The following is a 23,534-nucleotide window of genomic DNA, read 5'->3' as shown; positions in this document are numbered from 1 at the left end:
TTATTCTTAGCGGCTGCTGTTGGCCGGGGTCGTTGCACCCGCTGCCGGCGAACCGGAACTCGGGGTACGTGCACCGGAAGCATTCGCACCGGCGGCGGCCTGGGTGCCGGCAGCGTTCGGCTGGGCAGCCGGAGCGCCGGCCTGGACCGGCGCCTGGGCGGCGGCCGGAGTCCATGGCACTGGCTTGACCGGGGTACCCGGCGGCAGCATCTGCAGCTTCTGGAAGCCGTCGACCATGACTTGTTCGCCTTCTTTCAGGCCGTCGGTGACAATCCAGCTCTCGCCTTGCTGCGAAGCGATCTTGACCGTGCGGGACACTGGCTTGTTGTCGGCGCCGATGACCATCACGGTATCGCCGTTCTGGCCGCCACGGGTGACCGCTTGCTGCGGCACCAGGATGCCACGCGTTTCCGACTGCGACAGGCGCACGCGTGCGTACTGGCCCGGGAGCAGGGCGTTGTCCGGATTGTCGATGGCGGCGCGCAGCGTGACCTGGCCGCTCGTTTCGTCGACAGTCACGTCCGAGAACAGCAGCTTGCCCTTGCGCGGCAGCACGGTACCGTCGTCGAGCACGACCGTGACCGGGAGCTCGGCATCGATCCTGCCGCCAGCCTGCTTGCGCAGGCGCTGCAGATCGTTCGCCGATTGCGTGATGTTCAGGTACATGCGGTCGGTCTGCTGGATCAGGGCCAGCTCGGTCGACTGGGTTGCCGAAACCAGCGCACCTTCGGTGACCAGCGAACGGCCGATGCGGCCGGAGATCGGCGCATTGACGTTGGTGTAGCCCAGATTGATCTGTGCCACGCGGACCTGCGCGCGGGCGGCGGCCACTTCGGCCTCACCCTGGCGTTGCGCCGCGACGGCGTTGTCGAATTCCTGCTTGCTGACAGCAGCGGCTTCGACCAGCGGCTTGTAGCGATCGGCAATCGACTTGGCCGCCACCAGATTGGCCTGGGCGCGCGCCAGGTCAGCCTGGGCGGAAGCGACCTGGGCCTGGTAGGGCGCAGCGTCGATCTGATACAGCGCCTGGCCCTGCTTGACCATGCTGCCCTCGGTAAACAAGCGCTTCTGGACGTTGCCATCGACGCGGGCGCGAACCTGGGCGGTGCGGATTGCCTCGACGCGGGCTGGCAGCTCGGTCTGCAATGCGACGGTTTCGATCTTGGTGGTGATGACGCCAGCCTGGACGGCAGGAGCTTGCTGGCCGCCAGGGGCGGCGCCGGCTGGGGCTGCATCTTTCTTGCCACAGGCGGACAACAGAACCAGGGCTGCCAGAGTGGCGGCAGCGACCCGGGTCAGGGACGGGGACGAGGATTGGGCAGGGCGCATTACGTGTGCTTCCTTCTAGTTAGTAACGCGTCGACATCACCCGGCGCTCAGGAAAACATGGCGAAGGGTGATATCAACACTGGCTTTTGCAAATAGTTTTATATACTATCACGACTGTATGTAAAATGTTTTGCCCCCTTGGAATTTTGGAGTATCCCCCGAATATGGTCCGCAGGACGAAAGAAGAAGCCGCCGCAACACGCGATAGCATCCTTGACGCAGCAGAAATTTTGTTCGCAAAACATGGCGTTTCAAGAACGACTTTACAGCATATCGCTACCGCGGCGGGCGTGACGCGCGGTGCGATTTATTGGCATTTTGTCGACAAGGGCGCCGTGTTCAGCGCCATGATGCAACGCGCCACGATGCCGATGGATGCCGCCGTGAAGCTGGCAGGCGAACGCGCGGACACCGATCCGCTGCAAAGCCTGCGCGACGAAATGCTGGCCGTGCTGCAGATCGTGGAAGGCGACGAGAAGGCGCGCCGCGTGTTCGAGATCGCCACGCTCAAGACCGAATTTACCGACGAGGTCGATTCGGCGCGCGCCCACAAGCGCGAATCGGTAGCGCGCTGGCGCGGGCGACTGCAGGATCAGTTCACGCAAGCCGTGGCTGCCGGCACGTTGCCAGCCTCGGTCGATCCGCGCAAGGCGTCGATGTCGGTCTGGGTGATGCTCGACGGCCTGATCCGCAACTGGATCTTCGAGCCTGGGGCATTCGAGCTGGTCGACCTGGGGGCCGAGCTGATCGATACCTACATGGCAGGCTTGCGCGCCCGCTGACCCCTGGTTTTACAAATGTAAAAAAGCGGGGGTCAGGTCTGACATTTGGACACGATCTCAACAGTCGATCAAAAAAAGCGAGGGTCAGGTCTGACATTTGGACACGATCTCGACAGTCGATCAAGAAAAGCGAGGGTCAGGTCTGACATTCGGACGCGATCTCGACAGTCGGGCAGCCGGGATTAGCTGGCATCGGACCATGTTGGTATCGGGCAAGACGCCGTTGATAGTAGCTAAGGCTGAGGTCGTGTCTGAATGTCAGACCTGACCCCCGCTGTGAGAGGCTAATGCTGAGGTCGTGTCTGAATGTCAGACCTGACCCCGGCTGTGAGACGTCTGGTTGTGCAGATGTAGAAACAAGAAAAAACCCGGCCGTAGCCGGGTTTGTCGTTTTGCGCAGCGGGTGTGCCTAGCGCATGCCTTCGATCATCACCTTCAGCTTGATCGAATCGGCCACGAACGCGCGGATGCCTTCGGCCAGCTTTTCGGTTGCCATCGCATCTTCATTGAGCATGAAGCGGAACGTTTTTTCGTCGATTGCGATCTTCTCGATATTGGCGCTGTCGTCCTTGACCAGCTTGCGCTCGAACGGCGCGTCGCTGTCGGCCAGCTTTTGCAGCAAGTCCGGCGAGATCGTGAGCAGGTCGCAACCGGCCAGCTCCAGGATCTGCGATGTATTGCGGAAGCTCGCGCCCATCACTTCGGTGGCGTAGCCGAACTTGCGGTAGTACTGGTAGATGCCCTTGACCGACTGCACGCCCGGATCCTCGGCGCCCTGGTAATCGGTACCGGTCGACTTCTTGTACCAGTCGTAGATGCGGCCGACGAACGGCGAAATCAGCTTGACGCCCGCTTCGGCGCAGGCCACGGCCTGGCACAGCGAGAACAGCAGCGTCAGATTGCAGTGGATGCCGTCTTTTTCCAGGATCTCGGCGGCGCGGATGCCTTCCCAGGTCGAGGCGATCTTGATCAGCACGCGCTCGCGCGACACGCCGGCGGCTTCGTACAGCGCGATCAGTTCGCGGCCCTTGGCAACCGTGGCCTCGGTATCGAACGACAGCGCCGCGTCGATTTCGGTCGACACACGGCCTGGCACGAACTTGAGGATTTCCACGCCGAAGGCGATCAACAGGCTGTCGATGATGCCGTCGATCGATGCGTCGGGCGCGTTGGCGATGGCTTTTTCAAGCAGTGGACGGTATTCGGGCTTTTGCACGGCCTTCAGGATCAGCGACGGGTTGGTGGTCGCGTCCTGCGGCGTGTAGGCCTTGATCGACTGGAAGTCGCCGGTGTCGGCAACAACGGTGGTGAATTGCTTGAGCTGTTCGAGTTGGTTCATGGTGGTCTCTTGAATATTCTTAGAAATCGGTGCCCGCGACAAACGCGGCCAGCATGGCTTCCAGGCCGACGCGATCTTCGTCGCTGAAGCGCTCGAGCTTCGGGCTGTCGATATCGAACACGCCGATCAGCCGGTCGTCCTTGAGCACCGGGATCACGATCTCGGAGGCCGACGCCGAATCGCAGGCGATATGGCCCGGGAACGCATGCACGTCGGCGACCACGATGGTCTCGCGTTTGACGGCGGTGGCGCCGCACACGCCGCGCCCGAACGGGATGCGTGCGCAGGCGGGCTTGCCCTGGAACGGGCCGACCAGCAGATCGTTGCCTTCGCCTTTTTTGGACGGCACGGTGAAGTAGAAGCCAGCCCAGTTCAGGTCAGCGATGGTGTCGTAGACGAGGGCCGAGAACTGCGACGCATTGGCCGTCAGGTCGCGTTCACCTTCGAGGATGCTCGTGACCTGGCGTACCAGCAGGTCGTAATCGGGGCGGTCGCTGCGTTCTGGATTGATGTGCATGGCGTTGCCATTTGGCGGTCAATAAAAAAACTATTTTAGCCGATGAACGAATCGAACTGCATGTCGAACTCCTGCAGCGCCTTCTGCGCGTTCTGCATTTTCTTGCGAAACTCCGGCCCGCGCCGCAGCGCCAGGCCCACCGCCAGCACGTCGATCACGACCAGATAGGCCAGGCGCGCCGAGATTGGCGTGTACGGGTCGGTCGCAAACACCAGGTCGATCGGGATCAGCAGCGTGGCCATCTCGGCCAGCGGGGTGCCCGATGGCGCCAGCACGATGACCTGCGCGCCGCCCGCCTTGGCCAGCTTGGCCGAACGGGTCAGCGCGGGGTTGTTGCCGCGCTGCGAAATGGCGACCACGGCATCGCCTTCGCGCAGCAGGGCCGCCGCAATCGAGTGAATCGCCGGGTCGGTGTAGGCCACCGTCGGCACGCCCGAGCGGAAGAACTTGTGCTGCGCGTCGGCCGCCACGAAGCCGGACGTGCCCTGGCCGTAGAATTCGATCTTGTTCGCGCGTGCGAGGATCTCGAGGGCCTGCTGGACCAGCTCCGGCTTGAGGTTGTTGCGCAGGTCGAGCAGCGTGTTGATCGAGCGGCTGCAGATCTTGTTGATCAGGTCCGATGCCAGGTCGTCCTGGTGCGGTGCCTCATTCGCGCCGGGCAGGGCCAGCGCCAGGCCTTGCGCCAGCTTCAGCTTGAACTCGTGCCAGCCGTCGTAACCGAGCGTGCGGCAAAAACGCACGACGGTCGGTTCCGACACGCCCGCGTTGCGCGCCAGCGCCGTGATGTTCTGGCTCACGGTGCCCGACGGCGCGGCCAGCACCGCGAGCGCCACCTTGCGCTCCGATTTGGAGAGCGTGTCGAGCTGGGTGCGGATCGAGTCGAGCAGCATTGGTGGGCCTCAGTCTTCAGGCAGCGATTCTTCGCGCCACTGCAAGCCGTCGCGCCCGATCAGGGCACTGGCCGCAGCCGGGCCCCACGTGCCGGACGTGTACGGGGCGGGCGAGGTGTCGTCCTGTTCCCAGTGTTCCAGGATCGGCTCGACCCATTCCCACGCCGCTTCCAGCTCGTCGCCGCGCATGAACAATGTCAGCTGGCCGCGCAGCACATCGAGCAGCAGGCGCTCGTAGGCTTCCATGCGCGGCGACGTGAACTGTTCGCGAAAATCGAGTTCGAGTTCGGCCTGTTTCAGGCGCATCGAATCGCCCGGCGTCTTGGCCATCAGGTTCATCGACAGCCCTTCGTCGGGCTGCAGGCGGATCACCAGGCTGTTGGGCTGGAAGCTCGACGTCGGCTGGTTGAAGATCGAGTGCGGGATCGGCTTGAAGCGCACGACGATTTCGGCCAGGCGGTCGGACATGCGCTTGCCGGTGCGCAGATAGAACGGCACGCCGGCCCAGCGCCAGGTGTCGATTTCGGCCTTCATCGCCACGAAGGTCTCGGTGCGCGAACTCTTTGGCGCATCCGGTTCGTCGCGGTAGCCGGGCACCGGCTGTCCGTCGATATAGCCCGAGCGGTACTGGCCGCGCACGATATTGTGGGTCAGCGTCGTTGGCGTGAAGCGTTTCAGCGAGCGCAGCACCTGCAGCTTGGCGTCGCGCACGGCGTCCGGCGCGATCGAGGCCGGTGGCTCCATCGCCACGATGCACAGCAGTTGCAGCAGGTGGTTCTGCAGCATGTCGCGCAGCGCGCCCGAGTTGTCGTAGTAACCCATGCGGTTGCCCACGCCGATCTTCTCGGCGATAGTGATCTGCACGTCCGAAATCCATTCGCGGCGCCACAGCGGCTCGAACAGGATGTTCCCGAAGCGCAGGGCCAGCAGGTTCTGCACGGTCTCCTTGCCCAGGTAGTGGTCGATGCGGTAGATCTGCGACTCGGCGAAGACCTTGCCCACATCCAGGTTGATCTGCTTGGCCGAAGCCAGGTCGCGACCCAGCGGCTTTTCGAGCACCACGCGCGAATTGGGCGTGGCCAGGCCCGTGGCGGCCAGGTTGTCGCAGATCTTGGCGAAGATCTGCGGCGGCGTGGCCAGGTAGTACACGCGTGTGAGCGATTCATCGGCGCGCAGGGCCGCGACCAGGTCGCCGAAGGTACTCGCATCGGTGGCGTTCAGTGCCACATAGGTGATGCGGCCGATGAATTTGTCCCAGTTGGCGCCAGATGGCGCTTCCTTGATGTGCGGCTTCGAGTTGGTCTCGACCATGTGCAGGAATTCTTCCTGCGTGGCGTCGTCGCGCCCGACGCAGATGATGCGGGCGCTGGCCGGCAGGTCGCCGGCCACGTCGCGCGCGAACATGGCAGGCAACAGCTTGCGCATCGCAAGGTCGCCACTGCCGCCAAAGAATACGAGGTCGAAATCGGGAATCGCCATGATGGGTCGGATCTGCGTCAGTAAAAGGGTTTTGTAAATTTACTACATAATTTATGCGGGATCAAGAAAATCTACTACGTCTGCGCTCTACGATGACCTATGATGGCCTATGGTGCCATATTCGCCGCGCGCGCAGCGCAGGCGGACGTGTCACCCGCGGGGCAGGGGTATATGCCACGTACTTTGCTGCGCATGCACCTGCTGGCCCAGCCAGTCGGCGAACGTGCGCACGGTCGAGGCCAGATGCCGGTCTTGCGGATAGATCAGCGACAGCGGAACGGGTGGCCCCTGGACTGTCGGCAGGACGCGCACCAGGCGGCCGGCTTTCAGGTGCGGCAGCGCCACGTAGCTGGCGACCCGGATCAGTCCCAGTCCTTCCAGGCCGCAGCCCAGATAGGCGTCGGTATCGTTGACGATGAGCCGCGCGCCGGCCGCAATCGTGTGCTCGGCGCCAGCGACCGTGAAGCGCCAGTCGGTCGCGCGGCCGGTGGCGGCGGACTGGTAGCCGACGATGTCATGCCCATCGAGCGCATCGAGCGAGTCCGGCGTGCCGCAGCGTGCCAGGTAATCGGGCGAGGCGCAGGTGATCCAGTCGAAGCTGCCGAGATGGCGCGCCACCAGCAGCGCCGATGACGCCGGCGTGCCGGCCCGCACCACGCAATCGACGCCTTCCTGGACCAGTTCGACCGGGCGGTCGCCCAGCGTCAGGGTCAGGTCGATGGCCGGATACCGGGTCTGGAATTCTCCCAGGACCGGCAGGACGACGGCCCGTGCAAACGAGGAGGTCATGTCGACGCGCAGCAGTCCGCGTGGTGCGGCCGTGCTGTCGGACAGCGCTGCCTCGACCCCTTCGATGGCGCCCAGAATGCGCTGGCAATGGTCGTAATACAGGCTGCCGTTGGGCGTGACGTGCAGGGTACGCGTCGTGCGCTGCAGCAGCCGCACGCCCAGGGACGCCTCGAGCTCCTGGATCGCGCGGCTGATCGTCGAACGCGGGACGGCCAGGATGTTGGCGGCGCCGGCAAAACTGCGTGCTTCGACGGCGCGCGAAAAAATCTGCATTGCCCGTAACTTGTCCATCGATCCTGCCTCGCTGATCTGCCCCGATCGTCGATTATCCCACCCATCGCAATTCTGAAATGCCGGCGGGCGGGCTTACGCGTGGAAGGGCGGGTGACCATACTTCACGTCTTTGATCACGACAGGAGCTCGCATGACGACCCACCACAATGCAAACAATGCCCCGCACACGCTGGTGCTTGGCGCCGGTGAACTTGGCATGGCCATCCTGCGCCATCTGGCGCCGCGCCAGAAGGCTGCAGGGCGCGCGCTGGCCGTTCTGGTCACGCCCGGCTCGATCACCACGCCAACCGCGCGCCAGCGGCAGGATCACGCCACGCTACGCACGCTGGATGTGGCACTGGTGCCGTTCGATCTGGCACAGCGCCGCGAAGAAGAACTGGTTGCCTTGCTGCGTCCGTTCGACACGGTCATCAACTGTACCGGCTTCGTCGCCGGCCCGGGTACCCAGCTGCGGCTGACCCGGGCGGTGCTGGCTGCCGGCGTGCGGCGGCATATTCCGTGGCAGCTCGGGGTCGATTACGACATTGTCGGCAAGGGCAGTGGCCAGCCGGTCTTCGACGAGCAGTTCGATGTGCGCGGCATGCTGCGCGGGCAGGACCGGACCGAGTGGATCATCATCTCGACCGGCATGTTCACCAGTTTCCTGTTCGAGAAGACGGTCGGCATCGTCGACCTGGATGCCGGCATCGTGCGCGGCCTGGGTAGCTGGGCCACGCAGGTGACGGTCACCACGCCCGATGACATCGGCCGGTGTACCGCCGCGATCCTGTTCGAGATGCCCCGCATTGCGAACCAGGTCGTGTATCTGGCCAGCGACACCGTCTCGTACGGGCAGCTGGCGGACATCGTCGAGCAGGTGACGGGGCGCGCCACCGAACGTACCTTGTTGACCCGCGAAGCGCTGCAGGCCGATCTCGCCGCACAGCCAGACGACGCGAAGGCGCGCTACCGCCTCGCCTTCGCGCGCGGTGACGGTCTGGCCTGGAGCAAACAGAATACCTACAACGCGCAGCGTGGTATCCCGACCTCGGACATCCGCACCTGGCTCACGCAGTTGTCGCGCCGCGCAGACAATCGGCCCACCGGCATCCAGGATGAATGACAGTTCCACCGAATGGGACTATAGTTTCCACACGTAAATATCGCAGCCATGCGAGCTGCGAAGACGAGGGAGACATGATGGGTTGGATGCAAAGTCTGGGACGCGCGCTGTCGCCGTTCGGTGGACGGGCAGTTGGCGGTAGTGTGGGCGGCAGCATGCGCGCGCTGGTGGTCAAGGCCCGCGATGGCAGCATCCGCACGGCGATCAATGCCGCGCGCCTGCGCAAGGAAGTCGATCAGGCGCAGGCCCAGGCCGCGCGCCAGCATCAGGCGGCTGGCGCGCTGGCCGCCGCGGCGCGCGAAGTCACCGACCTGTCGGCCGATGTCAATGCCGGTACGCTGCGCATCGCCGACACCGCCCAGCGCAACCTGCACACGGCGCGCGAGTCGATGGATGAACTGACACGCCTCGAAGCGCGCATGCGCACCATCGAGGCGCAGGTGCATGGTTTTTCCGACACCGTCTCGCAACTGGTCGGGCACCTGCACGAGATCGGCGAATTCGGCACCGTCATCGAGAATGTCGCCAACCAGACCAACCTGCTGGCGATCAATGCCGCGATCGAGGCGGCGCGCGCCGGCCCGGCCGGGCGCGGGTTCGCCGTGGTGGCGTCCGAAGTGCGGCGCCTGTCGCAAGTGGTCAACGCCGAAGCTGTCAAGATCGCGACCGCCAGCACTGCGATGCGCGGGCTGGTGGCATCGACCTCCAGCGCGACGGCCAATATTCTCGATGGCGTGAACGTCTCGGCGCGCGAGGCCGGCAGCGCGGCGAGCCACCTGACGACGTTCGTGGCCGATTTTGAGCGCATGACCGCAACCGTCGACCAGATGGCGCTGGCGATGCAGTCGCTCGACGGCGTCAACCAGCAGATCGGGGCGCGCGTCGGCGAGGTGGCGAGCAATGCATCCGGGGCGGCGGCAACCATGCACGACGCGTCGCGCCGGGTGGACGAGGTGCGGCTGGCCACCGAGGAGCTGCAAGGCGTGCTGGCGGGTTTCCGCACCGGCGGCACGCCGTTCGACGCGCTGGTCGACGCGACTACCGTCCTGCGCGAAGAGGTGCTGGCCTGCCTGAAGCGGCACGCCGACGGCGGGGCCAACGTGTTCGACCAGAGCTACCAGCCGATCGCCCAGTCCGATCCGCCGCGCTTTACCACGTCCTACGATCGCATCGTCGAGCGCGACCTGCAAATGCTGTTCGACCGCGTGCTGACTGATTTGCCGGGCGCCGCCTATGCGCTGGCCGTGGATAACCGCGGCTTCGCGCCGACCCACAACACCAAGTTCTCGCGCCCGCCCAACGGGCAGCGCGAGCACGACCTGGTGTATTGCCGCAACAAGCGCATCTTCGACGACCCGGTGGGCATCCGGCTGGCGAAGAACCGCGAGCCATTCCTGCTGCAGACCTATCTGCGCGATACGGGCGAGGTGATCAACGATCTGTCGATGCCGATCGTACTCGATGGGAAGCACTGGGGCGCAGTGCGGATCGGCTACGATTCGGCCCGGATGATGGGCTGAGCGGGAGGCCTGTTTCCATCTGCCGTTTCCGGATATAAGCATAGGCAAAATCGATATTGGCAACGCAATTGGAGGCCTGTTAAGCTTCGCGTCCCTTCGGCGGTCGAGGTACCGCCGTCACCGACCAGAAGAAGAGAAGCCCCCATGAGCTGCAAGCACCATCACGCCAACCCGCATCGCGCGGTCCTGATCCTGAGCCTGATCGCGACCCTGGCGCCGACCGCCGCGCTGGCCCAGGAGACGCCGCCACCGGCGCCGGCCGCCCAGGACGTGCAGACGATCGTCGTCACCGGCACCCGTTCACTGAACCGCCGCACGCTGGATTCGGAGTCGCCCGTCGACGTCATCGGCAACAAGGAGCTGCTCAGCACCGGCTCGGGCGAGCTGGCCACCGTGCTCTCGCGCCTGCTGCCATCGATGAATTTCCCGCGCCCGAGCGGCGCCGACGCCAGCGACGCGGTGCGTCCGGCGCAGTTGCGCGGCCTGTCGCCCGACCAGACGCTGGTGCTGGTCAACGGCAAGCGCCGCCACACGTCGGCCGTCGTCAACGTCAACGGCACGCTGGGCCGCGGCTCGGCCCCGGTCGACCTGAACGCGATTCCGCTGGCAGCGATCGAGCGCATCGAAGTGCTGCGCGACGGCGCCGCGGCCCAATACGGCTCGGACGCCATCGCCGGCGTGGTCAACATCATTCTCAAGCGCGGCGCCAAGGGCGGCGAAGCGGAAGTGGTGTATGGCCAGTATGACGCGGGCGACGGCGAGCAGGCCACCGTGCGCGGCTCGGCCGGCTTTAACCTGGGCCAGGATGGCTGGGTGCGCATCGCCGTCGAAGCGGCCGAGCGCAACGCCACCAACCGCTCGTTCGCCGACCCGCGCCCGTCTGCCGGCCCACGTCAGGGCCTGATCACCCAGCGCTACGGTGACCCGGACAGCCGGCCACGTACGCTGTTCGTCAACAGCGAAGTGCGCATCAACGACGACGTCGACTGGTACGCCTTTGCGAGCTACGGCGAACGTGACACCTCGTCGGCGGCGACCTTCCGCACCGCATTCACCGACAACAACCGCACCACGCTGCGCTCGCCGCTGTATCCGGAAGGCTTCCAGCCGCTGCTGGGCAGCACCTCGGTCGATGCCTCGATCGTTTCGGGCCTGCGCGGCGTGGCCGGCGGCTGGCGCTGGGATGCGAGCCTGAACCACGGCCGCAACCGCTTCACGCTCGACGTCAACGACACGGTCAACTACAGCCTGGGCGCGGCCAGCCCGACCAGTTTCTATGCCGGCGAACTGACCTCGAAGCAAAGCCTGGCCAACCTGGACGTGGCGCGCGAGATTCCCGTGTCGTTCATGAGCGGGCCGCTGACGGTGGCCCTGGGCCTGGAAGCGCGCCATGAATCCTACGAGATCGGCGCGGGCGAAGCCGGTTCGTACTTCGGTTCCGGCGCGCAGGGCTATTCGGGCTTCCGCCCTGAGAATGCAGGCGAAAACAGCCGCAACAACAAATCGGTGTACCTGAACCTGGAAGGCGACATCACGAGCGCACTGTCGGGCGCCCTGGCGCTGCGCCATGAGCGCTACAGCGACTTTGGCAGCACGAACTCGGCCAAGGCGTCGGCACGCTACGCGTTCACGCCAGCCTTCGCGTTGCGTGGCACGGCCTCGAACGGTTTCCGCGCGCCGTCGCTGGCCCAGTCGTTCTACACGATCACCACCACCAACACGCTGCTCGTCAACGGCGCCAGCGCGCTGGTGGAGACGGGCACGTTCCCGGTCGGCAGCGCTGCCGCCCGTGCACTGGGCGCGCAGCCGCTCAAGGCCGAAAAGGCGCGCAACCTGAGCATCGGCGCGCAGTGGCAGCCAACCCGCAACTGGACCACGACGGTCGACCTGTACCGCATCGATATCGATGACCGCATCGTGTTCTCGTCGAACCTGCAGCTGGCCAATGCACCGGCGCTGTCGCGCGCGCTCGCGGCCCAGGGCGTCTTCGTCGGCGCGGCGCGCTACTTCACCAACGCGGTCGACACGCGCACCAAGGGTGTCGACGTGGTCAGCACGTACCGCCTGAACTTCGCGCAGGGCGCGCGCGCCGACCTGACGCTGGCCTACAACCATAACGACAACGAGGTGCAGGGTGTGGCGGCGTCGCCGGCCGTGCTGTCGGGGCAGGGACTGTCGCTGGTGGACCGCCAGAGCATCAACCGCCTGACCGTCGGCTCGCCGAAGGACAAGCTTGGCCTGACGGGTGACTTTACGCAGGGTGCGTGGAATGGCCGCGCAGTCGTGACGCGTTACGGCGAATTCACGGTGCCGCAGAACGATCCGGCGCTGGACCAGAACTACGACCCACAATGGGTGCTTGATCTGGCAGCAAGCGTGCGCCTGAACCAGTGGCGCCTGACGGCCGGCATCGACAACGTGACCAACCGCTATCCTGCGCAGGTCACGTCGCGGGCCAACCTGAACGTGAACGGCACCCAGCCGTACAGCGTGTGGGCGCCGAACGGCTTCAATGGCCGCTACTTCTATGTGAAGGCCGGCTACACCTGGTAAGCAGGTGCGGGCCCGGGTTCAGATTGCGCCCGGGCTTCAGATCGCGTATTCGGGCTCTTCACGGCCGGCGACATCGAGCCGCACCGACAGCACCTTGCCGGTGTGCGGATACTGCGCGATCTCTTCGTTTGAGCGACCCTGGCTGGCGCTGGTGATGTACAGCGTGCGCAGGTCGGGCCCGCCGAAGCAGACCGACGTCGGGCAGCGCACCGGCAGTTTGATCTCGCGCAGGATCTCGCCGGTTGGCGAGATGCGCAGCACGCGACCGCCTTCGAACATCGCGACCCAGTACATGCCTTCAGAGTCGATCGTCGCGCCATCGGGCCGGCCACCGTAGTCCGGCGCCGTTTTATCGGTCGGGAAGGTGAGGATCGTGCGGCGGTTGCTGTGCTCACCGGTGGCCACATCGAAGTCGTAGCAGTCGATGCGGTGCGTGGTGGTATCGGCATGGAACATCGTGCGGCCATCCAGGCTCCAGGCCAGGCCGTTCGAGTTGGTCATGCCGCCGCGCCAGGCGCAGCGCAGGTTGTCGCGCGCGAGCACGTACATCTCGGCGGCCGGCTGGTCGCGCGGTTCGTACATGGTGCCGATCCAGAAGCGGCCCGCCGGGTCGACGCGGCCGTCGTTGAAGCGCACCTTTGACGTATCGTAGGGCGCGTCGGCGATCGGGGTTTCCGCACCGTCGGTCGTGTTCAGGCGCAGCAGCCGCTCGCGCGTGGCCACCACCAGAAAATTGTTGTCGTCGATGGCCAGCGCCGACGGGTTCGACCCCATCTTCCATGAGCTGAATTTGCCGCTGGCCGCGTGCAGGCGGTTGACGGTCAGGCCTTCGATATCGACCCAGTACAGGGCCGATTCGACTTCGTGCCAGATCGCCGATTCGCCCACCAGCATCGGCGCATCGTGTACCACTTCAAATTTTTCGGTTGCCATAGTCTTCTTTCGCGTCGCAGGTGCTTCAGCCGGCGTAGGGTGGACGGCTATGCCGTCCACGCGTTCAAATCAAGCTGATTTTGTGGTGTACCAGAGATCGTTGAACGCGTGGACGGGGAACCCGTCCACCCTACAGGATTACGATCAGACGGCCGCTTTCGCGCGCGCGATCAGGCCGTTGGTGGAACTGTCGTGCAGGTTGGGCACTGGCTCACCCGCCAGCTCGGCCTCGATCTTCTTGGCCAATACCTTGCCCAGCTCAACGCCCCACTGATCAAAACTGTTCACGTCCCACAGCACGCCCTGGACAAACGTCTTGTGCTCGTACAGTGCGATCAGGGCGCCCAGCGTGGTGGGCGTCAGGCGCTCCATCAGGATCGTGTTGCTCGGGCGGTTGCCGGGGAAGGTCTTGTGTGGCGTGAGGCGCTCGACTTCGTCCGCCGGCAAGCCTTGCGCCGTCAGGTCGGTGCGTACTTCGTCGGCGGTCTTGCCCTTCATGAAGGCCTCCGACTGCGCGAAGCAGTTCGCCAGCAGGGCAGTGTGGTGGTGGTCCATCTCGTGCGCCGGGCGCAGGGCGGCGATGAAATCCATCGGCGTCACGTCGGTGCCCTGGTGCAGCAGCTGGAAGTAGGCGTGCTGGCCGTTGGTGCCGCACTCGCCCCAGATTGCCGGACAGGTTGGCGTGTCGACTGGCTGGCCGTCGCGCGTGACGCGCTTGCCGTTGCTTTCCATGTCGAGCTGCTGCAGATAGGCCGGGAAGCGGTTCAGGTCCTGGTGGTACGGCGCGATCGAGACCGAGCTGCACTCGAGGAACTGGCGGTTCCAGAAGCCGATCAGGCCCAGGAGCGCCGGCAGGTTCTGCTCGAGCGGCGCGCTGCGGAAGTGTTCATCCATGTCGTGCGCGCCGGCCAGGAAGTCCTTGAAGTAGCCGAAGCCCACGGCCAGCGCGACCGGCAGGCCGATCGCCGACCATACTGAATAGCGCCCGCCAACCCAGTCCCAGAACGGGAACATATTGGCCGGGTCGATGCCGAAGGCCTTGATTGCCTCGGTGTTGGTCGATGCGGCGACGAAGTGCTTTGCCAACGCCTCTTCAGGCGCGTGCGCCAGGAACCAGCGGCGCGCGGTCTGCGCGTTCATCATCGTCTCGGTGGTGGTGAAGGTTTTCGAGGCGACGATGAAGAGCGTCGTTTCGGGATCGACCTGACCCAGGGCGGCATCCATGTCATGGCCGTCGACGTTCGAGACAAAGTGCATGCGCAGGCGCGGATGCGCATAGTGGCGCAGCGCCAGTACGACCATCTTCGGGCCCAGATCCGAGCCGCCGATACCGATATTGACGATGTCCGTGATCGGCTTGCCGGTGTGGCCCAGCCATTCGCCACTGCGCACCGCGTCGGTGAAGGTCTTGATGCGATCGAGCACGGCGTGGATGTCGGCGTTGATGTCCACGCCGTCGACCACGTGCGACGCGCCGCGCGGGGCGCGCAGGGCAGTGTGCAGCACGGCGCGGCCTTCGGTGTTGTTGATGCGCGCGCCCAGGAACATCGCATCGCGCCGCGCTTCGACGCCGCGCTCGCGCGCCAGCTGCATCAGCAGTTCAAGCGTGCGCCCGTCGAGGCGATTTTTTGAATAGTCTAGGAACAGGCCTGCAGCCTCGTCACTGAATCGCTCGAAGCGCTGCGGGTCGGCGGCAAACAGATCGCGCATCTGCCACGTGGTGGCGATGTCGGCGTGCTGGGCGAGGGCCTGGAAGCTGGCGGTACTGGTCAAGGATGGCTGGCGCATGGGGTCCGGGGTGCGTGGCACAATGTTGTCGTTAACAGATTATCGAATAATACAATTATCTGCGCGTAAATTCACTACATAAAAGCGCGTGTGCACCGCCAGGATACCAACTACTGGTGCTTTTCGGAACGCGCCTTCATGCTCATCCATACAGCATCGGGAGGCGCTGAAGAGCGCAGTGGTCCAATTTGTAGTAAAATTTCAGATACTAAATTCAGGAAGGAACGAACATGGCGCTCCACCCCGTAGTCGAACAGGTTACCAACCGCATCATCAAGCGCAGCGGCCCGTCGCGCGCTGCCTATCTGGCGCACCTCGAGGCCGCCCGCATCCAGGGCGTGCAGCGCGGCGCGCTGTCGTGCACGAACCTCGCCCACGGGTTCGCCGCGTTCCCGGCCAACGACAAACTGAAGCTGCGTGAAGTCAAGCAGCCGTCGGTGGCGATCGTTTCTTCCTACAACGACATGCTGTCGGCGCACCAGCCGTTCGAGAGCTATCCGAAGATCATCAAGGACGCCGTGCGCGAGATCGGCGCCGTGGCCCAGTTTGCCGGCGGCGTGCCCGCCATGTGCGATGGCGTCACGCAGGGCCAGCCGGGCATGGAACTGTCGCTGTTCTCGCGCGACACCATCGCCATGGCCACCGCCGTCGGCCTGTCGCACAATATGTTCGACGCCAGCCTGTACCTGGGCATCTGCGACAAGATCGTGCCGGGCCTCCTGATCGGCGCGCTGCACTTCGGCCACATCCCGGGCATCTTCGTGCCGGGCGGCCCGATGACGTCGGGTCTGTCGAACAAAGAGAAAGCGCGCGTGCGCCAGCTCTACGCGCAGGGCAAGGCCACGCGCGAAGAACTGATGGAATGCGAAGCCGCGTCGTACCACGACGCCGGCACCTGTACCTTCTACGGCACCGCCAACAGCAACCAGATGCTGATGGAAGTCATGGGCCTGCATCTGCCGGGCGCCGCGTTCATCACGCCGGGCACCGAGCTGCGCGACGCGCTGACCAAAAGCGCAGCGCGCCAGGCAGTGGCGATTTCGCAGCAGGGCGGCACCTACATGCCGATCGGCCGCATCGTCGACGAGAAATGCATCGTCAACGCCATCGCCGCGCTGCACGCGACGGGTGGCTCGACCAACCATACGCTGCACCTGGTGGCGATCGCGCGCGCGGCCGGCATCGTGATCGACTGGGACGACTTCGACCAGCTGTCGAAGGTCGTGCCGCTGCTCACCCGCATCTACCCGAACGGCGAAGCCGACGTGAACCACTTCCAGGCCGCCGGCGGCCCGGGCTTCATCATCCGCGAACTGCTGGACGCTGGCCTGGCGCACGAAGACGTCAACACGGTGCTGGGCCACGGCCTGCGCGCCCACTGCAAGGAGCCGTTCCTGGGTGAAGATGGCAAGACCATCTGGCGCGACACGCCGGCCCAGAGCGGCGACGAGACCGTGCTGCGTCCGGCATCGAACCCGTTCAGCCCCAACGGCGGCATGGTGCTGGTGCAGGGTAATCTGGGCCGCGCCGTGATGAAGATCTCGGCCGTCAAGCACGACTACCACGTGATCGAAGCACCGGCGATCACATTCGATTCGCAGGAAGACTTCATGGGCGCCTACAAGGCCGGCCAGCTCAATCGCGATTTCGTGGCGGTGGTGCGCTTCCAGGGGCCGCGTGCCAACGGCATGCCCGAACTGCACGCCCTGACGCCAGCGCTGTCGAACCTGCAGGATGCCGGCTTCAAGGTGGCGATGGTGACCGATGGCCGCATGTCGGGCGCGTCGGGCAAGGTCCCGGCGGCGATCCACGTGTCGCCTGAAATCCTGGCCGGCGGCCCACTGGGCCTCGTGCGCGACGGCGACATCATCCGCGTTGACGCCACCACCGGCACGCTGCAGGCACTCGTGCCGGCCGACGAGTGGGCCGCGCGCAAGCAGGCCACGACCGACCTGAGCAAGAGCCACATTGGCATGGGCCGCGAACTGTTTACGATGTTCCGCGCCTCGATCAGCGCCGCGGAGCAGGGCGCGGCGACGTTCCCGCTGCCGTCGCCGATCCCCACCATCGTGCCGCTGCACGAAGGCCTGGACGCCAATGAGGTCGTGCCGGGTTCAGACGAAGACTTTCTCTTTAGGACGCAGAAATGACCTTACTTGAAATTATGCGCTCGGCGAGCGTGATCCCTGTCATCGCCATCGACGATCCGGCCCATGCCGTGCCATTGGCCAGGGCGCTCGTCGCTGGCGGCATCCGCGTGCTCGAAGTCACGCTGCGCACGGAGCACGGCCTGGGCGCGATCCGCGCCATGAGCGAAGTCGAAGGCGCCATCGTCGGCGTCGGCACGCTGACGTCGCCCGAAGAATTCGTCGCCTCGCGCGACGCCGGCGCCGTGTTCGGCGTCTCGCCGGGCCTGACGTCAGCGCTGATCGCCGCCGCCAAATCGAGCGGCCTGCCACTGCTGCCGGGCGTCATGACGCCATCCGAAGTGATGGCCGCGCGAGAAGCGGGCTTCCGCCAGGTCAAGCTGTTCCCGGCCATGCAGGCAGGCGGCGTGGGCATGCTCAATGCGATCCGCGGTCCACTGTCGGACATGACGTTCTGCCCGACCGGCGGCATCACGATCGAGACCGCACCGGCCTTCCTGGCCTGCAAGAACGTCGCCTGCGTGGGCGGTTCGTGGCTCACGCCGAAGGACGCGATCGAGGCCGGCGACTGGGCCCACATCACCGCGCTGGCCAAAGCCGCCGCAGCGCTGCGCGCCAGCTGACTGGCGACGGGCGACACATCGTGCGCTCGTACTTTCGCCCCCTGAGCGAAGGTGAAATCAAGTTGGCGTCGCTGCTGTTCGGCGACGCCATCGATGTCGCCCGCGTGCGGATCCACAACCGCCGCTACATGCCGTTCCAGCCACGGAACTGCTGCATGACGCCCAACGGCAGTATGTATTTTCACCACTCCTGTTTTCTCCCCGACTATGCACGCGGCGATCCGCCCGCGATCCATTGGTTCATGCACGAGATGGTGCACGTCTGGCAGCATCAGCTCGGGTACCCGGTGCGTCTGCGCGGCGCGTTCCGGATCGGGCTATCCTATGGCTACACGCTGACCGACGATTCGACGCTGGAGGACTTCAATATGGAAGCGCAGGGCGATTTGCTGGCGGATTACTTCATGCTCAAACACTTGCGCCGGCCGGAGGCGATGCGCCAGCAGCGGTATCGCGACAGCCTGGTGTTGTACGAGAAGGTACTGGCGCTGTTTCTGGCCGATCCTGCCAGCCGCGCAAGTTTGCCCCGTGGGCCGGCGCGCTGGCTGGCGGCATGATGCGCCCGTTTTCCGTGGGGGCGATGCTGGCCGCCATGGTCCTGTGCGCGCCCGCGCTGGCCAGCAGCTGCTTCGGTAATAGCGGGAGCGGGCGCATCGACGGCGCGGTCGCCCTGCCGCTTGCAGGCCCCAACTTCGCGGCCTATTCGGAACTCGGTCTCAAGCTTGGCCGCACCTGGGTTCATGCGCAGGTGCGCGACGTCGTGCTGGGCGCGTATTCGACACTGTCCCGCAGCACGCCGGACGTGCAGTACGTCTACGGGGAGACCGGCCTGCGAACAGGCGGCCCGATGCCGCCCCATCGCACGCACGAGAACGGGACATCGGTGGACTTCATGGTGCCGGTGCGCGGCCGGGATGGCCGGCCGGCGCCGTTACCGCGTACCGCGCAAAACCATTACGGATACGATCTGGAGTTCGATGACGCAGGCAAGCTTGCGGACTTGCGCATCGACTTCGCCGCCATTGCAGCGCATCTGGCGCAGCTGGATGTGGAGGCGCGGCGTCATGGCTTCGGTATCGCGCGTGTCATTCTGGAGCCGGCCTATATCCCGCGTGTACTCGCCACACCCGCAGGCCAGCGTATCAAGGCTCTGCCCTTCATGAAGACCAGGCCCTGGGTTCGGCATGACGAGCATTACCACGTTGATTTTGCGGTCAAGTGCGTCGGGTAGATCGACGGCGGGAGCTACCGTTGCCAGTTGCGCCATCGAACCGCTCGCCAGCCTGCCTCGCTCAGAACGTATGACGCAATCCGATATTGAAAGCCCGGTCACCTGAGCCGGTCTCGGCATTGTTACCCACCGTATAACCAGCCCCGTTCCGGTTGTCGATCATGCCGTACGAGGTATAAGCACTGGTGCGCTTTGACAACGCATGCACATAGCCCACTGCATACTGGGCGGCGTCCTGGTTCGGCGCGGTCTTGTCATTCTTGCGGATGTACGAAGTCATGATGGTACCCGCCGGGCCGACCGGGATGGTGACGCCGACCAGCGTGTCGTCGCCGCGCAGGCTCGGTCTGAACACCTTGCCGTAGGGGAGTGGCGTTGCATTGTTCAGTGGCGCGCTGTTGAGTCCTTTATCGTTGCTGTAGGCGAAGAAGACCTTGACCACCTTGAAGTCGACATTCGCCACGAACAGCGTGTTGCGACCGCTGTCGGTACCGGTGAGGGTGGCGCTGTCGTTGTTGCGATGGTTGTGCGCCAGCCGGGCGTTGACCGGCCCATTGGCATAGTTGATGCTGACGTTGTACTGGCTGCCGGCCTGGCTGTCGCCGGCGGTCTCGCCCAGTGAGTACAGCAGCCCTGCGCTGAAGCCATTCTTCACGGGCGTCGTGTAGATGATCGAATTGTTCGCGCGCAGATTGGCGCCCGCGACCGGGAACAGGTTCTTGGCGCTGCCCGACAGGCCGCTGCCGAATGGATCGCCGACCTGACCGAGGGCATTGTAGGTCAGCGTGTACTGGCGCCCGACCGTCAGACTGCCGGCGTCCTTGCTGGCCAGCCCCACGAAGGACTGGCGGTTGAATGCCTGGCCGGACGAGGCCAGCGCACCGGTGTCGATCGAGATCCCGGCCTCGAGCACGAACAGCGCCGAGACGCCGGCGCCCAGTTCTTCCGATCCCTTGAATCCCAGGCGGGAGGCAGATGCGACGCCGCTGCTGACTTTGGTGACGTTGCCGGCTGCGCCCCCGCGCTCGTTGACGATACCAGCGTCGGCGATGCCATAGATCGTGATATTGGATTGGGCCGTGGCTGCGCCGCTGGCGGCAAGAAGCATGACGATCGGAATCGCCGCGAATGGTTTCATGTTTGTCTCCGTGTTTTTATGGGGTACAGCGTGAAGGAATGTCGACTCAGTCGAGTTCCATGTCGAGCAGCATCGAGCTGAGCGATTTGCCATGCGCGTCCAGGGCCAGCGAGCGCGTCACGCCGCCGCCCAGCGCCTGCTGCATGACGAAATTCATGGCGCCCAGTTGCGGCAACAGGTAGCGGGTCACCTCGCCGTGCACGATGCCGGCGAAATGCCGGCGTACGCGTTCGGCGGTGACCTGCTGTTCCAGCAGCGCGTAATCGGCCGCGTGAAACGCGATCAGGGACAGGTTGGAAATGTCGCCCTTGTCGCCGGCGCGCGAATGCGCGATGTCGCGAAGTTTCATGTCAGGTTTCCTCGAAATGGATCACTGGGCTGACCTGTGCGGCAGGCAGCAGTGTGGAGCGGATCGCGATCACTTCGCGCGCCGATCGGGTGGCCCCGCCGCCGCCCGCCGGCCCGCAGGTGTACAGGGTTTCGACCTCGTTGCCGATGCGGATCGCTTGCTGCAGGCTGTCGGTGCGGCCGATGACGCGCAGCCGCACCTCGCGCGGCTCGGCGTCGCCCGGCACGTCACGGTCGCCATGCAGTGCATTCACGCCGATCAGGTCATAGCGCACCTCGGTCAGTGCGACGCCTGTGAGCGCGAATCGCTCGGCGACAATCGCCTGCGCCAGGCGCGCGCGCGCCAGTGCGCCTGGTCCCGCGTACGAGATCTGGCCTTCGCCGATGTAGCTGTCGATGTAGCCGATCGATACTTTCAGCAGGCCGCTGCACGGATGGCCACTCGCGCCGTGCAGCGTGACGCGGTCCGGTGCGCACTCGGTCATCGTCACCGCCGAGAAATCGGCCACGACATCCGGCGTCTGGTACGCGGCCGGGTCGTGGATTTCGTACAGCAGCTGCTCGGTGCAGGTGGCGCGCGTCACATAGCCGCCCGAACCGGCCACCTTGGTGATCTCGACGCTGCCGTCCTCGCCGATCACGGCGAGCGGGAAGCCCAGCCGCGCCAGGCTTGGTACGTCCTTGACGCCGGGGTCGGCGAAGTAGCCGCCGCACACCTGGCCGGCGCATTCGAGCAGGTGTCCGGCCAGCGTGCCCTGGCCCAGGCGCTGCCAGTCGTCCATCGCCCAGCCGAAGGCGTGGATGGCCGGCGCGAGCACCAGCGCCGGGTCGGCGATACGGCCGGTGATGACGATGTCGGCGCCTTGCGCCAGCGCGTCGACCAGCGGCTGCGCGCCCAGATAGGCATTGGCCGACAGCAGCCGGTTGCCCAATGCCGCCACCGGCTCGCCCGTGTCGTCGAGGTAGTCGCCCTGGCGCAGCTGCTCTAGGACGTCGTCACCCGTGATGGCGGCGATCTTCAGGTGGCCAAGGCCGAGCGAGACGGCGATCTGTCTGGTTTTGGCGGCCGCCGCGAGCGGATTGGCCGCGCCCATGTTCGTGATGATTTTGATGCCCCTGTCGGCGCAGGGCTTCAGTACGGCCAGCATGCGCGCTTCGAGCAGCGGGTCGTAACCGAGCGCCGGATCTTTCATCCGGGCTTGCTGGGCCAGGGCGATGGTGCGTTCGGCCAGGCATTCGAACACGAGGTAATCGAGGTCGCCATGCTCGGCCAGTTCGAGCGCCGGTTCGATGCGGTCGCCCGAATAGCCGGCGCCGCAGCCGATGCGTAGGGTTTTCATGGTGCAGTCTGTCGAAAGGGTCAATGGGTGCGTCAGAACGGGAACAGCCCGATCAGCGCGGCGACGCAGGTCATGAATACCGTGGTGGCGAGCAGGTACGGAATCGTGAAGCGCTGGTGTTCTCCCAGGTCGATGCCCACCAGTCCGACCAGCAGGAAGGTGGCCGGTGTCAGCGGGCTGACGGCAAAGCCGGTCGTCATCTGCCCGAGCAGCGCGGCCTGGGCCAGCTGCACCTGCGGCACGCCGAGGGTATTGCCGGCCTCGGCCAGCACCGGCAGTACGCCGAAATAGAACGAATCGGGATCGAACACCAAACTGAGCGGCATGGACACCAGGCCGGTGACAAACGGCAGGTGGCTCGCCAGGCTGACCGGGATACTGGCCGCGAGCACCTGGGCCATCGCGGTGAGCATGCCGCTGCCTTTCATGATGCCGGTGAACACACCGGCGGCAAACAGGATGCTCGCCATCATCAGGGCGGCCTTGGCATGCGCATCGACGCGGGCGCGCTGTTCGGCGACATCCGGGTAATTCATCATCAGGGCCAGCACGGTGCCGAACATGAAGCAGGCGACCGGATTGAGCACATTGCTGATCATCGTTGCCAGCACGATCACCACCAGCAGCAGGTTGGGGATGAAGCGCCCGGGCCGGCGCAGCTTCAGTTGTGCCTCGTCGATCTCGGGCACATGATGGCTTCCCATGCTGCCACCGGCGCCGGCAGGCGTGGCCCCGGTGAGCCCCAGACGACGCTGTTCCCGCACGCCCATCATCCAGGCACAGGCAAACACGAACAGCATCCCGGCGATCTGCACCGGCACCATCGGCAGATACAGTTCGGTCATCGGAATATGCAGCGCGGCCGACGCGCGCAGGGTCGGGCCGCCCCATGGCAGCGCATTGGCCACACCGGCCGACATGGCAACGATGCAGGCCAGGATGCGCTTGTCCATCTTCAGCTTGATATACAGCGGCAGCATCGCCGGCACGGTGACGAGAAAGGTCACCGCGCCGGAACCGTCGAGGTGGACGATTGCCGCCAGCACCGCAGTACCAAGCGTGATGCGGGCCGGGTGGGTGCCGACGATTTTCAGGATGCGGTTGACGATCGGGTCGAGCATGCCGGCGTCGGTCAGGATCCCGAAGAACAGAATCGCAAACAGCAGCATGCCGGCCACCGGTGCGATCGCCTTGATGCCGTCGGTGATGAAGGTGCCGATCTCGGCGCCGAAGCCGCCAATCAGTGCAGTCAGTGCGGGGATCGCAATCAGCGCGACAAGCGCAGACATCTTCCTGCCAAGGATAACGAACAGCAGGGCGAAAATAGTCAGAAAGCCGAGGAAGGCCAGCATGGAAGTCTCCAGTTTATTGGTATGTGCTGATCGATGCAGC

20 protein-coding genes are annotated in these 23,534 nt (G+C 65.1%); 8 read left to right on the top strand and 12 right to left on the bottom strand.

Annotated features, from left to right (window positions below):
* Positions 1-6: 6 nt before the first annotated feature.
* A complete protein-coding gene (locus AC1MGT_RS05775; protein WP_499503384.1) occupies positions 7-1,329 on the bottom strand; it encodes an efflux RND transporter periplasmic adaptor subunit in 1,323 nt (440 codons plus the stop codon).
* 125 nt (positions 1,330-1,454) lie between these two features.
* Here AC1MGT_RS05775 and AC1MGT_RS05770 point away from each other — a divergent pair, with 125 nt between their 5' ends.
* Positions 1,455-2,111, top strand: coding sequence for a TetR family transcriptional regulator (locus AC1MGT_RS05770; RefSeq protein ID WP_499503383.1), 657 nt, complete (start codon positions 1,455-1,457; stop codon positions 2,109-2,111).
* Between the two features lie 409 nt (positions 2,112-2,520).
* Here the strand turns inward: AC1MGT_RS05770 and tal are convergent, their stop codons facing one another.
* From tal to AC1MGT_RS05745, 5 genes are all read right to left on the bottom strand, one after another.
* Positions 2,521-3,450: a transaldolase gene (gene tal / locus AC1MGT_RS05765; protein WP_499503382.1), complete on the bottom strand. Its 930-nt coding sequence runs from the start codon at positions 3,448-3,450 to the stop codon at positions 2,521-2,523.
* Positions 3,451-3,469: 19 nt separating this feature from the next.
* Entirely contained in the window at positions 3,470-3,967 is a 498-nt protein-coding gene (locus AC1MGT_RS05760; protein ID WP_499503381.1) for a GAF domain-containing protein, read from the bottom strand.
* Positions 3,968-4,002: 35 nt separating this feature from the next.
* Positions 4,003-4,857 (bottom strand): SIS domain-containing protein, encoded by an 855-nt coding sequence (locus AC1MGT_RS05755; RefSeq protein ID WP_183555662.1) that lies wholly within the window; start codon positions 4,855-4,857, stop codon positions 4,003-4,005.
* Between the two features lie 9 nt (positions 4,858-4,866).
* The gene (gene zwf, locus AC1MGT_RS05750) at positions 4,867-6,336 is read right to left on the bottom strand and encodes a glucose-6-phosphate dehydrogenase (protein WP_499503380.1); all 1,470 of its coding nucleotides are present in this window, start codon (positions 6,334-6,336) and stop codon (positions 4,867-4,869) included.
* 150 nt (positions 6,337-6,486) lie between these two features.
* The gene (locus tag AC1MGT_RS05745) at positions 6,487-7,416 is read right to left on the bottom strand and encodes a LysR family transcriptional regulator (RefSeq protein WP_499503379.1); all 930 of its coding nucleotides are present in this window, start codon (positions 7,414-7,416) and stop codon (positions 6,487-6,489) included.
* Positions 7,417-7,549: 133 nt separating this feature from the next.
* On the opposite strand from AC1MGT_RS05745, the gene AC1MGT_RS05740 reads away from it, so the two are divergent.
* The 3 genes from AC1MGT_RS05740 to AC1MGT_RS05730 all read left to right on the top strand — a co-directional run bounded on the left by AC1MGT_RS05740 (position 7,550) and on the right by AC1MGT_RS05730 (position 12,594).
* Positions 7,550-8,521, top strand: a complete 972-nt coding sequence (locus AC1MGT_RS05740) for an aromatic alcohol reductase (protein ID WP_499503378.1) — start codon at positions 7,550-7,552, stop codon at positions 8,519-8,521.
* A gap of 74 nt (positions 8,522-8,595) precedes the next feature.
* Complete coding sequence (locus tag AC1MGT_RS05735; protein WP_499503377.1) at positions 8,596-10,041, top strand: methyl-accepting chemotaxis protein; 1,446 nt, start codon at positions 8,596-8,598, stop codon at positions 10,039-10,041.
* A gap of 144 nt (positions 10,042-10,185) precedes the next feature.
* Positions 10,186-12,594: a TonB-dependent receptor plug domain-containing protein gene (locus AC1MGT_RS05730; protein ID WP_499503376.1), complete on the top strand. Its 2,409-nt coding sequence runs from the start codon at positions 10,186-10,188 to the stop codon at positions 12,592-12,594.
* A gap of 36 nt (positions 12,595-12,630) precedes the next feature.
* On the opposite strand, the gene AC1MGT_RS05725 is transcribed toward AC1MGT_RS05730, so the two are convergent.
* Both AC1MGT_RS05725 and pgi read right to left on the bottom strand, forming a co-directional pair.
* Positions 12,631-13,527, bottom strand: coding sequence for an SMP-30/gluconolactonase/LRE family protein (locus AC1MGT_RS05725; RefSeq protein WP_499503375.1), 897 nt, complete (start codon positions 13,525-13,527; stop codon positions 12,631-12,633).
* 144 nt (positions 13,528-13,671) lie between these two features.
* Positions 13,672-15,315 carry a glucose-6-phosphate isomerase gene (pgi, locus tag AC1MGT_RS05720; protein ID WP_499503374.1) on the bottom strand — a complete coding sequence of 548 codons (1,644 nt, stop codon included), beginning with the start codon at positions 15,313-15,315 and terminating at the stop codon, positions 13,672-13,674.
* 230 nt (positions 15,316-15,545) lie between these two features.
* On the opposite strand from pgi, the gene edd reads away from it, so the two are divergent.
* Genes edd through AC1MGT_RS05700 form a run of 4 tightly spaced genes read left to right on the top strand, consistent with a single transcriptional unit; the run spans position 15,546 to position 19,316 of the window.
* Positions 15,546-17,465, top strand: a complete 1,920-nt coding sequence (edd, locus tag AC1MGT_RS05715) for a phosphogluconate dehydratase (protein WP_499503373.1) — start codon at positions 15,546-15,548, stop codon at positions 17,463-17,465.
* Positions 17,462-18,085 (top strand): bifunctional 4-hydroxy-2-oxoglutarate aldolase/2-dehydro-3-deoxy-phosphogluconate aldolase, encoded by a 624-nt coding sequence (eda, locus tag AC1MGT_RS05710; protein WP_499503372.1) that lies wholly within the window; start codon positions 17,462-17,464, stop codon positions 18,083-18,085. The genes edd and eda overlap by 4 nt, the downstream gene beginning before the upstream one ends.
* 20 nt (positions 18,086-18,105) lie before the next feature.
* Positions 18,106-18,642, top strand: a complete 537-nt coding sequence (locus tag AC1MGT_RS05705; protein WP_499503371.1) for a Rhs element Vgr protein — start codon at positions 18,106-18,108, stop codon at positions 18,640-18,642.
* Positions 18,639-19,316 carry a penicillin-insensitive murein endopeptidase gene (locus AC1MGT_RS05700; RefSeq protein ID WP_499503370.1) on the top strand — a complete coding sequence of 226 codons (678 nt, stop codon included), beginning with the start codon at positions 18,639-18,641 and terminating at the stop codon, positions 19,314-19,316. The genes AC1MGT_RS05705 and AC1MGT_RS05700 overlap by 4 nt, the downstream gene beginning before the upstream one ends.
* 61 nt (positions 19,317-19,377) lie before the next feature.
* Here AC1MGT_RS05700 and AC1MGT_RS05695 read toward each other — a convergent pair whose 3' ends face one another.
* From AC1MGT_RS05695 to AC1MGT_RS05680, 4 genes are read right to left on the bottom strand one after another with little or no spacing between them, the layout of a single operon-like run.
* Positions 19,378-20,454, bottom strand: coding sequence for a porin (locus tag AC1MGT_RS05695; protein WP_499503369.1), 1,077 nt, complete (start codon positions 20,452-20,454; stop codon positions 19,378-19,380).
* 46 nt (positions 20,455-20,500) lie between these two features.
* A complete protein-coding gene (locus tag AC1MGT_RS05690) occupies positions 20,501-20,803 on the bottom strand; it encodes an AtuA-related protein (protein ID WP_499503368.1) in 303 nt (100 codons plus the stop codon).
* 1 nt (position 20,804) lies between these two features.
* Complete coding sequence (locus tag AC1MGT_RS05685) at positions 20,805-22,142, bottom strand: acyclic terpene utilization AtuA family protein (RefSeq protein WP_499503367.1); 1,338 nt, start codon at positions 22,140-22,142, stop codon at positions 20,805-20,807.
* A 32-nt stretch (positions 22,143-22,174) separates the two neighbouring features.
* Positions 22,175-23,494 (bottom strand): CitMHS family transporter, encoded by a 1,320-nt coding sequence (locus tag AC1MGT_RS05680; protein ID WP_499503366.1) that lies wholly within the window; start codon positions 23,492-23,494, stop codon positions 22,175-22,177.
* Between the last annotated feature and the right edge of the window lie 40 nt (positions 23,495-23,534).

Source organism: Telluria sp. BA11 (genome assembly GCF_056680305.1).
The sequence above is the reverse complement of the archived record's forward strand: the minus strand, read 5'-3'. Positions and strand labels throughout refer to the sequence as shown.